14 protein-coding genes and 1 riboswitch are annotated in these 12395 nt (G+C 38.7%); of the genes, 3 read left to right on the forward strand and 11 right to left on the reverse strand.

What is annotated here, in order from left to right; genetic code table 11:
• The first annotated feature begins 46 nt into the window (after positions 1 to 46).
• On the forward strand, positions 47 to 625 hold the full coding sequence (locus SFC47_RS24420) for an HAD-IA family hydrolase (protein ID WP_411257166.1): 579 nt from the start codon (positions 47 to 49) through the stop codon (positions 623 to 625).
• Between the two features lie 388 nt (positions 626 to 1013).
• Here the strand turns inward: SFC47_RS24420 and SFC47_RS24425 are convergent, their stop codons facing one another.
• The 7 genes from SFC47_RS24425 to sstT all read right to left on the reverse strand — a co-directional run bounded on the left by SFC47_RS24425 (position 1014) and on the right by sstT (position 7231).
• Positions 1014 to 1451, reverse strand: coding sequence for a universal stress protein (locus SFC47_RS24425; protein WP_411257167.1), 438 nt, complete (start codon positions 1449 to 1451; stop codon positions 1014 to 1016).
• Positions 1452 to 1550: 99 nt separating this feature from the next.
• A complete protein-coding gene (thiW, locus tag SFC47_RS24430; RefSeq protein WP_411257168.1) occupies positions 1551 to 2042 on the reverse strand; it encodes an energy coupling factor transporter S component ThiW in 492 nt (163 codons plus the stop codon).
• A 30-nt stretch (positions 2043 to 2072) separates the two neighbouring features.
• Complete coding sequence (gene thiE / locus SFC47_RS24435; protein ID WP_411257191.1) at positions 2073 to 2744, reverse strand: thiamine phosphate synthase; 672 nt, start codon at positions 2742 to 2744, stop codon at positions 2073 to 2075.
• 5 nt (positions 2745 to 2749) lie between these two features.
• On the reverse strand, positions 2750 to 3550 hold the full coding sequence (thiD, locus tag SFC47_RS24440) for a bifunctional hydroxymethylpyrimidine kinase/phosphomethylpyrimidine kinase (protein ID WP_411257169.1): 801 nt from the start codon (positions 3548 to 3550) through the stop codon (positions 2750 to 2752).
• A gap of 12 nt (positions 3551 to 3562) precedes the next feature.
• The gene (gene thiM, locus SFC47_RS24445) at positions 3563 to 4369 is read right to left on the reverse strand and encodes a hydroxyethylthiazole kinase (protein ID WP_411257170.1); all 807 of its coding nucleotides are present in this window, start codon (positions 4367 to 4369) and stop codon (positions 3563 to 3565) included.
• Between the two features lie 51 nt (positions 4370 to 4420).
• Positions 4421 to 5095, reverse strand: a complete 675-nt coding sequence (tenA, locus tag SFC47_RS24450) for a thiaminase II (RefSeq protein ID WP_411257192.1) — start codon at positions 5093 to 5095, stop codon at positions 4421 to 4423.
• A gap of 108 nt (positions 5096 to 5203) precedes the next feature.
• A riboswitch (TPP riboswitch) is annotated at positions 5204 to 5306 on the reverse strand.
• Positions 5307 to 5992: 686 nt separating this feature from the next.
• Complete coding sequence (gene sstT, locus SFC47_RS24455) at positions 5993 to 7231, reverse strand: serine/threonine transporter SstT (protein WP_411257171.1); 1239 nt, start codon at positions 7229 to 7231, stop codon at positions 5993 to 5995.
• A gap of 447 nt (positions 7232 to 7678) precedes the next feature.
• On the opposite strand from sstT, the gene SFC47_RS24460 reads away from it, so the two are divergent.
• Entirely contained in the window at positions 7679 to 7987 is a 309-nt protein-coding gene (locus tag SFC47_RS24460; protein WP_411257172.1) for a hypothetical protein, read from the forward strand.
• A gap of 92 nt (positions 7988 to 8079) precedes the next feature.
• On the opposite strand, the gene SFC47_RS24465 is transcribed toward SFC47_RS24460, so the two are convergent.
• From SFC47_RS24465 to SFC47_RS24475, 3 genes are all read right to left on the reverse strand, one after another.
• On the reverse strand, positions 8080 to 8775 hold the full coding sequence (locus SFC47_RS24465) for an LrgB family protein (RefSeq protein WP_411257173.1): 696 nt from the start codon (positions 8773 to 8775) through the stop codon (positions 8080 to 8082).
• Complete coding sequence (locus SFC47_RS24470) at positions 8772 to 9140, reverse strand: CidA/LrgA family holin-like protein (protein ID WP_411257174.1); 369 nt, start codon at positions 9138 to 9140, stop codon at positions 8772 to 8774. Before SFC47_RS24470 ends, SFC47_RS24465 begins: the two co-directional genes overlap by 4 nt.
• A gap of 132 nt (positions 9141 to 9272) precedes the next feature.
• Complete coding sequence (locus tag SFC47_RS24475) at positions 9273 to 10151, reverse strand: LysR family transcriptional regulator (RefSeq protein ID WP_411257175.1); 879 nt, start codon at positions 10149 to 10151, stop codon at positions 9273 to 9275.
• 144 nt (positions 10152 to 10295) lie between these two features.
• Here SFC47_RS24475 and SFC47_RS24480 point away from each other — a divergent pair, with 144 nt between their 5' ends.
• Positions 10296 to 11795, forward strand: coding sequence for an MHYT domain-containing protein (locus SFC47_RS24480; RefSeq protein WP_411257176.1), 1500 nt, complete (start codon positions 10296 to 10298; stop codon positions 11793 to 11795).
• Between the two features lie 38 nt (positions 11796 to 11833).
• Here the strand turns inward: SFC47_RS24480 and SFC47_RS24485 are convergent, their stop codons facing one another.
• Positions 11834 to 12253, reverse strand: a complete 420-nt coding sequence (locus SFC47_RS24485; RefSeq protein WP_411257177.1) for a hypothetical protein — start codon at positions 12251 to 12253, stop codon at positions 11834 to 11836.
• Positions 12254 to 12395: the final 142 nt, after the last annotated feature.

The following is a 12395-nucleotide window of genomic DNA, read 5'->3' on the forward strand; positions in this document are numbered from 1 at the left end:
TATTTTTGAAAGTGTATGGATTAAACAATTGAAACGAGGGATACATTTGAACATATTATGGGATTTTGATGGAACGCTTTTTGATACATATCCAGCATTGGTTGAAGGGTTTATTGAATTAAGTCAGCAAGAGCTTGATCCTGTAGAGGTGTTAAAATGGCTGAAGGTTGATTCCTTAACCGCTTTTAAACACTATGGGATTGGCATGGATAAACGCGCAGAATATAAACTTATTGATAAAAAGTACTCAAAAGATTTCAGTAAGCCATTTGAGCATCTAGAGGAAGTGTTATCAGCTGTTGATAACAATATCATTGTGACCCACCGTGATATGGAATCTACGATGTATCTTCTTGAGAAATATCATTTAACTCACTATTTTAAAGAAATAGTTTCGGTTGAAGAACAAGGATTTGACAGGAAACCCCACCCTTCTTCATACGAATTTGTAATGGAAAAATATCAAATTGATTTAGTTGTTGGGGATCGAGAATTGGATTTACAACCGGCAAGAAAATTAGGCATTAAAACTGTGGCCTTTCAAAACCAAAACATTGAAGCAGATTTTCACCTTGAAAGCTATGAGGGTTTTATTCCTTCGGTACTTAAAAAGATAAGCTTATAGAAAAAGAGTTGTAAGGTACCTTTGTTGGCATATTGGCATAAAAATAAGCGGAGCTTTTCCGGTTATATTGAAAAAGCTGCTCGTTTCGGGGTATATAAGCGGAGGCTTTCCGGTTATTCAAAGCAAACTTGATTGTTTTCACGTTTTTTTAGACAATAGGCGGAATCTCTCCGTCTATTGAGGTTAATTTCACCGCTATTTTCTAAATAAGTGGAAATTTTCCTTCTATTTAATAGATATCGGATACTTAACCATAGCCCCCCAGCGGATAATTATGATTTTGTAATAAAATAAGAAAAAGACGTATGCCAATTCATACGTCAATTCTTGTTTCAATTAAAATATAGTACCCGACAACGGACTAGTCCTCATCGGTTATTCTATTTATCTATTTAACAATAAACACTGGACATGGTGCCTTCTGTACAACATAATGACTGACGCTTCCTAGGAATAATTCCTTCAGTCCGCTTAATCCTCTGCTCCCCATTACGACAAGATCACAATCATTTTTCTTTACATACTCCACAATCATGACTCCTGGATTACCTTCTACGACTACTGATCTGGTTTTATTCGGCAGTGATTGTAATTCTTCCTCAACTTCTTTACGGATAGCATTTATTTCTTCACGCTGCGATTCCTGGATTGATTCAAATGCATAACCATAGGAGTAAACGATTGGCCTTGCCGGCTGCAGGACCATTAATACTAATATTTCAATTTGTTTATCTTGTTTTGCCAGATTCATGGCCATTTTCAGAGCTTTTTTGCTTAAATCGGAATGGTCATATGCAACTACGATTCTTGAATAATCCGTTAACATTTGCCTCATCCTCTCAAGAATAAAAACTTTATCTTCACTATCATTATACGTCTAATATTTTTAGTTGTGGTATCTAGATAGTGACAACTTTGTTCCAATTTAAAAATGGATCGAGGCGACTTTATTCTTTACAAAGATTGAGAGGATGATGGCGCCAATTAACGCACCCGCAATCGAGCTAAAAATAAATAAAGGGATAAATCCAAAGAGCGCTGCTTTTTGACCAAGCAGGAGGGTCGCGATCGGATAGCATAGAATTGCCCCAATAATACCGGTTCCAATCACTTCACCTGTAAACGCCATATAGATTTTTTTCGTTTTCATAAATAGCAGTCCAGCCAACAATGCGCCCACCATACTTCCTGGAAACGCAAATACCGAACCCGTCCCCATAATATTCCGTAGGATGGAAACACATAAAGCCTGTGCAACTGCATAAAACGGACCTAAAACTACCGCAGATAACACATTCAAGAAATGCTGAATCGGAAATACCTTTGTAACACCAATCGGAATAAATAATAGATTACTTGTGAGTGTTCCTATTGCGACAATCATGGCCGTCAACGTGAGCTTATGCGTTTTTCTCATAAAATCCCCCTCGCAATTTAACCAAAGGCACTAAAATAAGAGTTTTTCATCTTTGAAGACACTTTTTCTCAAAGCTTTAGCAGCCTCTCTAACTGATGTGGCATGGCTAATCGCGGTAATCACCGAAACACCATCAGCCCCAGCCTGAATAACTGTTTCAGCATTTGCTGCACTGATTCCGCCTATACCAACAATTGGAATACTTACTCCATGATCCCGCAATTCTTCAATAAGCTTTGTTCCATTAGAGGGTTTTGCATCTTCTTTCGTCGCTGTAGGAAAAATCGGTCCGATCCCAAAATAATCGGCCCCCCCTGCCAAAGCAGCCATGGCCTCCTCATAACTATGTACAGAGACACCAATGATTTTATCCCCCAACTTCCTTCTAACTTCCTCGACAGATTCATCCTCCTGCCCAATATGAACGCCGTCTGCATTGAGGGCAATCGCTAACTCGATATCATCATTAACAATGAAAGGAATGTGATACTCTTGACAAATGTTTTGGAGTTCTTTGGCGAGAACAGCCTTTTTATCCCCCGTAAACGCTCCCGCTCCCTTCTCACGGAATTGGAAAAGAGTTATTCCACCTTCAATGGCATCTTTTAATACCTGAACAGGATCTTCCATACAGTTCGGACTGCCCATAATAAAATAGACCTTCAATAAATCTCTCAGTCTCTCATTATTGCGCATGGTCATCATGCTCACCTGTCTTTCCTATTTCGATATGCCCAATGATTGGTTGGACCATGTCCTTGACCAATCTGGAGTTGTTCTTCAATTGCTGCCTGGATAAAATTCTTTGCCCTTGAAACCGCCTCATTCACAGGTAACCCCTTCGCGAGTTCTGCTGTAATGGCCGCTGAAAACGTACATCCTGTTCCGTGGGTGTTCTTTGTCTGTACTCTTCTACTCGAAAAAGTAGTAAACGCGTTCCCATCATACAATAAATCCACTGATTCATTTTGATCCTCATCATGCCCGCCTTTTACGACTATATTCTTTACACCAAGAGCAAAAAGTCGTTTTGCTGCTTCCCTTTTATCTTCATCACTTCGAATAGTCATCCCCGTCAAAACCTCTGCTTCGGGAATATTCGGTGTTATCACCATTGCCAGGGGTAATAAATATTGTTTCATCGCAGATATAGCTTCGATTTGGAGCAAGGATGCTCCACCTTTTGCGATCATAACCGGGTCGACCACAACATTTTCCCATTTGTAGTGTTTTATTTGCTCTGATACTGCTTGGATAATTTCTGCATTAAACAGCATTCCTGTTTTTAGGGCGTCGGCGCCGATATCTTCGCCAATCGATTGCATTTGTTTGCTCACCGCTTCAGCTGTCATCGGAAATACTGCTTGAACGCCTAATGTATTTTGAGCGGTAACCGCGGTCAGTGCTGACATGCCGAATACCTCTAATTCCTGAAACGTTTTTAAATCAGCCTGTATTCCTGCACCACCGCCGCTGTCTGAACCGGCAATACTTAATGCTTTTTTCATGGTGTTCACTCCTTAAACTTGTGTGAATGAAGCTAATTTTTGGATATCTTCTGGAGAAACAAGAGCTAGTTGATTTAAGAATTCGATTTGGAAACTTCCTGGGCCAGAATTGCCTGCATTTTCATATGCTTTTTCCGCTGCAATGCCAAAGAAGGTCAGTGCAGATAATCCTGCGAGTAAAAGGTTCTTTTCCACCCCTGCATATGCTCCGATTACAGAGGTTAACAGGCAGCCAGTTCCCGTTACTTTCGTTAACAGTGGATGTCCATTTGAAACTAAATAGGTCGTCTCTCCATCTGTCAGCACATCATCTTTCCCGGTAATCACCACAATGGTATTGAGTTTACGAGCTGCGGTTATTGCCAATTCCATGCTATTTCCTTGTTGTTCACCAGCATCAACACCCTTGATTTCCCACGTCTCCCCGAGCACATTGGCAACTTCAGGAGCATTTCCGCGAAGAATAGAAATCTTAACTTCGCCGATAATTTTTTGTGCCATTTCTGTTCTGAAGGGAGTCGCACCGGCACCAACGGGATCAAATATGACCGGTATTCCAAGATCATTAGCTCTTTTTCCAGCCAAAATCATGGAGTCGACCACTTCCCTGTTTAATGTCCCAATGTTGAGAACGAGGGCACGTGATATTCTGACCATGTCACCTACCTCTTCAGGGGCATAAGCCATCACGGGTGATGCCCCAAGGGATAAAAGTCCATTTGCGGTAAAATTGGTGACTACCACATTGGTAATATTATGTACTAGCGGATTTTCATCTCTTACTCTTTGTAAAATTGATCCTAAATCGATGCAATTCATTACAGTTCCTCCTCTTGTCGTATGTTTCTTTTGTAGAGAATTCCTCTAATTCTATTTAACTCTTACTGGCCATTCTTCGAGTTTATAGGCCATATCCCAAAACATATATTCAAGCTGACAACTGAGTAAGAAATGTTCCTTCATCTTTTCCTTTTCTTTATCGCTTGCTCCCTTTGCCCACTCATCCAAGCGATTACAAAATTTAATGGTAATCGAATCGGTAATATTACCATAAAAACTAATCCAATCGTAAAAAGGATGTGAGTGATCTGGATTTACATCATTTAATAATTTCTTCCCAATTTCCCAATATGTCCACGGACAAGGCAATAATACCGCTAAGATTTCCCCTAATGTTCCTTCGTGCGCAACAGTTAGCATATGACGGATATATTGATGGGCTGATGGAGATAATGGAAATCCATGTAATTCCTCGTAAGGCACACCAGCTACTTGACAAAAGTTATTATGAGGGTGGACCTCACTGTTTAGGACAAAAGAAATCTGCTTATTAAACATCTCCATGTCTTCACGACTTTCACATTTAGAAACCGCGATTCCATAGATTCGCATAAAAGAATTCAAATATTCAAAGTCTTGTTTTACATAATGAATCAATTGCTCACTTTTTAATTCCCCATTGGCAATTCCCTGAACAAAAGGATGTTCAAAAATTGCTTGAAAGATTGGATCTGCTTCTTTTCTTAATTCTGCTGAAAAATTCATCATTTTTTTCCTCCTTAATGGTTTAATAAGATGACACTAGAGGAGCGATGAAATTCCAAACACGAAAAAGCCGCCCCAGAGAATGGAGCGGCTGAATAATAATTTATCCAAACACAGACTCCACTTCCCTACGCTAGTATGAACTAGATCAGGTTCAAAGGGTCCAAGATAACTCTTGTCTCAGCCATAATCGGCTCCCCTAGTGGTCGTTCCTATTAATTTCAATTTTCACTCTACACCCACTTTTTCATAAAGTCAATCAATATACTTGTGAAAAGTGTTATGAAAATTTTTGGGTTCATGAAGCCCAAACTGCTGATTGACCGTGGAGTACGGGTCTCATGAAAGGTTCATGAAGCCCAGACTGCTGATTGACCGTGGATTATGGGTCTCATGAAGGGTTCATGAAGCCCAAACTGCTGATTTACCGTGGTAAACGGGTCTCGTGAAGGGTTCATGAAGCCCAGACTGCCGATTGACCGTGGAAAACGGGCCTCATGAAGGGTTCATGAAGCCTAAACTGCTGATTGACGGTGGATTACGGGTCTCATGAAGGGTTCATGAAGCCCAAACTGCTTAATAACCGTGGATTACGGGTCTCATGAAGGGTTCATGAAGCCCAAACTGCTTAATAACCGTGGATTACGGGTCTCATGAAGGGTTCATGAAGCCCAAACTGCTGATTGACCGTGGATTACGGGTCTCATGAAGGGTTCATGAAGCCCAAACTGCTAATTGACCGTGGATTACGGGTCTCATGAAGGGTTCATGAAGCCCAAACTGCTGATTTGCCGAAGAAAACGGGTCTCATAATTCTCTACTTCACAGAGTCTTTCCCATAAAAAAATCCCCCCTGTAAAGACAAGCACAGACTCGTCTTTACGGGAGGGATGTTTGTTATGCTACTTTCTTGATATTGACCTTTTTTCCTGCTTTAAGCTTCTTTCTATAGTCAGCTGTGGCAGTGAAAAGAACGTCAGTTGAAGAGTTAAGAGCTGTTTCAAAAGAATCTTGTAAAACTCCAATGATAAAACCTACTCCAACTACCTGCATCGCCACATCATTTGGAATTCCGAATAAGCTGCAAGCAAGTGGAATCAATAACAGTGAGCCGCCGGCAACACCTGATGCACCACATGCACAAACTGCAGATAATACGCTTAGGATTATGGCTGTTGGGATGTCCACTTGGATACCCAATGTATGAACAGCTGCAAGTGTTAAAACAGAAATCGTAACCGCGGCACCAGCCATATTAACCGTTGCTCCTAATGGAATCGAGACGGCATAAGTATCTTTATCTAGATCTAATTTCTCACACAATTTCATATTTACAGGAATGTTGGCTGCTGAGCTTCGTGTGAAGAATGCAGTAATTCCACTTTCCTTAATGCAAGTAAATACAAGCGGGTATGGATTTTGACGGACATTCACGAATACGATTAGTGGATTCACAACTAACGCTACAAAGAGCATGCATCCAATTAAGACTACCAGTAGTTTTCCATAGCTTAATAGTGACTCAAGTCCATTTGTTGTAATTGACTCAATCACAAGCCCCATGATTCCTAATGGTGCGAGCTTGATTACCCAAGTAACCATTTTAGATACAGCATCTGAAAAATTCGTAATCATAGTTTTTGTAGTATCAGGAGCATTTCTTAATGCTAATCCAAGGACAATCGCCCAAGCCAAAATACCGATATAATTTGCATTTACAATGGCTTTAACTGGGTTATCGACTACATTCAGCAATAATGTTTTGAGTACCTCAACAACACCGCCTGGTGCAGTTAGATCCTCAACACCTTTTGTGAGATTGATACTAACAGGAAAAAGAAAACTTACAATAACAGCAATGAGTCCAGCTAAAAATGTACCTAAAAGATAAAGAGAAATGATTGATTTCATATTTGTTTCCTGACCGCTCTTATGCTGTGCAATAGCTGACATTACCAGGAAAAGTACCAAAACGGGTGCAATAGCTTTTAGTGCACCAACGAATAATGAACCCAAAATGACAACTGGTTTCGCAACTTCAGGAATGGCCACTGCAAGGATAATACCAATTAATAAACCAATAGATATTTGTTTTACCAGACTAATTTGATTCCACTTTTTTAATAGAATTTTCATAGATGTACCCCCTCCACTCGTATAAGAACGTTGTTCCATGTTACAAAGAAACCTTCATGCGAGCTCTTCAATTTCTATGTATCTATAACAAAATTAAAGTATCCTCTTCCCTTCTTCGGAGACTATAAATTCTAACAAGTAGAATTATAGTGAATTTTTAGATATATTACAATAGTTAATTCGTAAGACTAGTATAACAATAAAAGAAAGGATAATCAATAAAACTGAATATTATTTCACGTTTTTTGATTATTGTTCGTATTTTATCTATTTTATAATAGAAATCGGATGCAATTATTCGTGTTTTTGTGTTTTTTTAATGTATTCACCAACCAAAACTGTTATATATTAGAAAACACTTTTTTCTAGGTAGAAAGTCTAAAGGAATATAGTAGGATTTAATTTCTTCCCTCTTCTCATAAAATACATAATGGAGGTTGAGTAAAAATGCGAAAAAGAATCATCATCCTAGCCATACTGTTATCCATATTAAGTGTACTGTTTATTGTAAAAACCCAAACTACTACCCCAGTGATTAATCAAGGCCATGATTCCTCTGAATACAAAATAGTAGAATATAAAATTACCGAAATTGATGGAAATCAATTCTACGGAAAGAGTGAAGATGGAACAAAGATTGTCTTTTCTGCTGAAAGCATTGATTCGAGTGTGACAATACAGGTTGATGATGTGGTCCTTGTGTATTTTGAAAAAGATAATATTGGTAAAGGATTAGTAAAAGTTGAAAAAAAATAATTAATAGAGTTCATGGAATTATCTTGGAAATTTTTATATTCAACAAAACTGCCCTTCTCATTTGAGAAGGGCTTTGCTATTTTTGCTCACTTTTAAAATATGGGCTTCATATTGATCAAGGCTGGCAGCAGCAGCACTCCCCAAAGAAGTGTGATCCAAGCGGCGAATATCATCGCCAGAGACGAAAATGTAGCTTCTTGTTCTCCATATTCCATTGCCTTATTGGTACCTGCACCATGTGCTGCCATTCCGAGAGCGAGTCCTTTGGCAATGGGCGTTTTGATGGATAACCACTTGATAACGGATGGTCCCATTACTCCACCCATCACTCCAGTTAAAATGACAAAAACAGTTGTAAGCGTTGGCAGACCGCCAATTTCTTTCGAAACTTCAATCGCGATGGGTGTCGTAATCGATCTCGGAAGGATAGATGTTAAAAGATCAGCTTTTAAATGGATCAGCTTCGATAAAGTAAAGGTAGAAAAAATCGCGGCCAATGTACCTGTTGTGACACTAATGACAATCGTACCCATATATTTTTTTATCGTAGGTAAATGCTTATAAATTGGAACAGCAAATGCAACGGTCGCTGGACCTAATAAATGCGTAAGCCACTTCGTCGCCTCTAAATATTGATTCGCTGAAACATTCATGATGTTAATTAACAAGATTAATAGTATAGGCGCAAGCAGCAGGGAATGAAATATTGGTAAGGATTTTTTCGAATATACCCATTTTGCGAACCGATAAATGAAAAATGTAAGAAGTGTAAATAAAATCGTTTTCAATGCTGCTCCCCCCTTCTGCTTTCGGTAATTTTCTCCGCTACAAGTGCCGTCATGCCTAAAACGATTATGGTGCTGATACCAATCAAGAGTACAATTTCGGCTCCCTGCAGACTTAAGATATCATCATAATTCACGATACCAACTGCTGATGGCACAAAGAACAATAATAACTCAGCCATCAGCCATTTTGCTCCTTTTTCCACCCATTCCAGCTTTACAAATTTTAAATAAAGTGCGAGAAAAAGGAGGATCAACCCAAACATCGATGCTGGAATCGGGAGTGGGATTATTTCCTTCAGCGCAGCACCTAAAAATAAGAATACATATATGAACAATACCTGTATGACAATAACAATAAATTTCATCGTAAAATCTCTCCTATAGCAAAAAGAGCTTCGTTAAACTCCTTTTATGCCTATTTTTTGCAATAGGATAATGGTACGATGAAATTCATTATTCGTAAAATACATATTCAGAATGAGTTTCATAACAAAAAGTTATAGTGATTCAGTTAAAATGAAATCAATAAATGTTTTCCCTGCATTGGAGAGATAACGGTCCTTTTTTGTGATGACGGCAAGTTTCCATAAAATCTCCTGTTTTAGGCTTATGATACTAATATCTGTATTCAATACTCGATTACAGATAGACTGCGGCAAAATCGTGATTCCGAGATTTGCGGCCACCATCTCTGACATCAAGTCCCATTGAGAGCTCTTAAATAAGATTTTCGGCTCAAAGCCAGCAGCGATGATGTGATTTCTCATGATTTGATGAAGCGCAAATTCCTCATGATAAAAAATAAATTCTTCATCCTTTAATTCTTTTATATCTACTTCAGTCTTAGATGCTAATTGATGGTCTTTGTAGACGAGCAATTTCATTTCTTCTTCTACAATTGGATAGACATGAAACTGCTTTTCATCAATGGGAAGAACGGCAACTCCCAGTTCAAATTCTCCTTCTTCCACACTTTTAACCACCCTAGCTCCTCCATACTCGGTAATGTTCAAACCGATATTCGGATAGGTATGATGAAACTTAGCCATGATTCGTGGAAAAAATAAACTGCCAATAAAAGGAGGCAATCCCACATTAATCTCACCGCGTGTCAAGTTTGTCATGTCATTCAACGTATCTGTCATCTCATCAAGCAACACCGTCATTTTCTGCGCGTAGTCTAATACCACTTTACCAGCATCGGTTATTTCACTTGTCTTATTGCTTCGAATGATTAACATCATGCCCAGCTCTTCTTCGAGAGTCATAATCGATTTGCTTAGTGCTGGCTGTGAAACATGCAGATGCTCCGCTGCTCTTGTGATACTTTTATGTTTTGCCACTTCAAGAAAATTTCGTAACTGCCGCAGTTCCATGCACACGTCCCTCCTGTCTTTCTATCCCTTATTAATCATTCTTCTAAAACATTAGGCATAAATTCCTATTTTTCATTATTCCGTTATAATAACTGTTTTGGAAGTGAATCATGGTAGCACGATAAACTTTTTGGAAGTGTAAATATGCAGCATACTATGATTAATTCATATAACGATTATTGGTTCCTTTTTTCCATCTTTGTTGGAGTACTTTTTTCCTACATAGCATTAGATCTCCGCTGGAAAATGATTATTTTTAAAAATTTCAAATACAATCTTTGGTTATTAGGCTGTGCGATTGCGATGGGCATTGGGATTTGGACCCTGCACTTTGTTGGCATGTTTGCGATGAATATGCCGTCTCACAGTGAGTATGATGCCAGGATGGTACTGCTTTCACTGTTGATTTCCATAGCGGGTACGGGTCTCGCCTTCTTTATGATGAAAAGGAATTATAGCAGGCTCTTTCTATCAAGTCTGTTTATGGGCAGCGGAATCGTTGGTATGCACTATTTAGGTATGGAGGCAATGCATTTAAACTACGCCATCACCTATAACCCTGCAATCGTCCTTTTTTCGGTATTGATTGCTTTTACAGCTGCTATGGGGTCACTCTGGGTACTTTTCTTCTTTAATCACCATCGATCCATGAATTTTCATTGCCGCGTATTAAGCAGTATCTTAATGGGTATTGGAACCGCCGGGATGCATTATATTGGAATGTGGGGAACGAACCTTCACTATCTGCCAGCCCGACTGCCTTCGGCTGCCTATTATGCAGTAAGTTCCACTACCTTAAGTTCTTTTATCAGTGTCCCTGTTATTATCGTCGTATTGATTATGTTATTATCCAATGCTTTTCTGGATAAAAAACTGATTGAGCAGATGAAGGATTTGAATAACCACGAGAAAAAGTTAAGAGATTCTGAGAAATTATCGCTGGTGGGAGAACTCGCTGCTGGTGTAGCCCATGAAATCAGAAATCCTTTAACGACATTAAAGGGATTTACGCAAATGATGATTGAAAATACCGATCCCGAAGCGAATGAACGCTATTCCAAGATTATGATTGATGAAATAAATAGAATCAATTTTATCGTGAGCGAGTTCATGGTTCTTTCTAAACCACATATCGTTCAATATTCCTTAACAGATATTTCTAAAAGTATAAAAAATGTGATTACCCTGTTAAATACGCAGGCAATCATAAAAAATATTGAAATCATACCAGAGTTTATTGGTGAGAGGTTTTTGATTCATTGTGAAGAAAACCAAATAAAACAAGTGATTGCCAATCTAATTAAGAATTCCATAGAAGCCATGCCAGAAGGTGGTAAGATCCAAATTAGAATGGAGCAGCAAGATGCCCAATTCGTCATTTCGGTCATCGATAACGGAGTGGGAATTTCGAGGGAACATCTTCCATTATTAGGTACCCCCTTTTACTCCACTAAGACAGAGGGAACCGGATTGGGGCTTATGGTGAGCAAGAAAATCATCCAAAATCACAATGGGAAATTTGAAATAAACAGTATTCCAAACGTTGCTACAACAGTAAGAATTACCTTGCCCACAGAAGTCAGCCATTTAGATTATGTAAGAATGTATCGCAAAGATGATCCCACTTTGTCCCAATCTTCTTAAGTTGAACTGCTTTACCACACTAAAAGGTAAAGCTTTTTTTATTGGTTTCTTAGAAGAATCATTCCCGTTAACATCGGTACAACCATAAGTAATCCAACGGTTAGAGTGGGAATGGGTAACCGACTAGAAAAAATGGCACCAAATTCACCAAGAAAACCACCTATCAAAAAAGGGATGGCAGATTTGGTTTTGTCTGCATTTGGTTTTGCAAAATACCAAGCATCCCAAACTGTATAGGCATAAAATCCAGGGTAAAACAAAACGTATTGGAAATTGGCTGCTTCTAACGCTTTTTGGTGGAAGCCGTTAAAATCAAGATGAATGGCCGTATTGATTTTCCCAAATACATTGTCATAATGTTCAACAATGAGAAGGAATACGCTTTTTAGGAATTGTCGATTATAGAGTTGTCCAAATCCAGGCATGAGCATGGAAAATAAAGCTGCAAGATTCCTCATAAGTTCTCCTTTGTCTCTTTTCGTGTTTTATTCCGTATAATGGAAGTATTTATTATATTTTCCAACTAAATGGAAATAAATCGAAATAAAAAAATACAAATATCGACATTCTTTGCACAGCCATTAAAGAACCTCTGATTTT

It is taken from the genome of Neobacillus niacini (genome assembly GCF_046591715.1).
Classification (GTDB): Bacteria; Bacillota; Bacilli; order Bacillales; family Cytobacillaceae; genus Neobacillus; species Neobacillus niacini_L.

Coding starts and splice junctions, on each gene's coding strand:
- SFC47_RS24470 (WP_411257174.1), bottom strand. CDS start 9,140: ATGAAATTTATTGTTATTGTCATACAGGTATTGTTCATATATGTATTC.
- thiD (WP_411257169.1), bottom strand. CDS start 3,550: ATGAAAAAAGCATTAAGTATTGCCGGTTCAGACAGCGGCGGTGGTGCA.
- SFC47_RS24485 (WP_411257177.1), bottom strand. CDS start 12,253: ATGAGGAATCTTGCAGCTTTATTTTCCATGCTCATGCCTGGATTTGGA.
- thiE (WP_411257191.1), bottom strand. CDS start 2,744: ATGACCATGCGCAATAATGAGAGACTGAGAGATTTATTGAAGGTCTAT.
- SFC47_RS24475 (WP_411257175.1), bottom strand. CDS start 10,151: ATGGAACTGCGGCAGTTACGAAATTTTCTTGAAGTGGCAAAACATAAA.
- SFC47_RS24480 (WP_411257176.1), top strand. CDS start 10,296: ATGCAGCATACTATGATTAATTCATATAACGATTATTGGTTCCTTTTT.
- SFC47_RS24425 (WP_411257167.1), bottom strand. CDS start 1,451: ATGTTAACGGATTATTCAAGAATCGTAGTTGCATATGACCATTCCGAT.
- thiW (WP_411257168.1), bottom strand. CDS start 2,042: ATGAGAAAAACGCATAAGCTCACGTTGACGGCCATGATTGTCGCAATA.
- thiM (WP_411257170.1), bottom strand. CDS start 4,369: ATGAATTGCATCGATTTAGGATCAATTTTACAAAGAGTAAGAGATGAA.
- tenA (WP_411257192.1), bottom strand. CDS start 5,095: ATGAATTTTTCAGCAGAATTAAGAAAAGAAGCAGATCCAATCTTTCAA.
- sstT (WP_411257171.1), bottom strand. CDS start 7,231: ATGAAAATTCTATTAAAAAAGTGGAATCAAATTAGTCTGGTAAAACAA.
- SFC47_RS24460 (WP_411257172.1), top strand. CDS start 7,679: ATGCGAAAAAGAATCATCATCCTAGCCATACTGTTATCCATATTAAGT.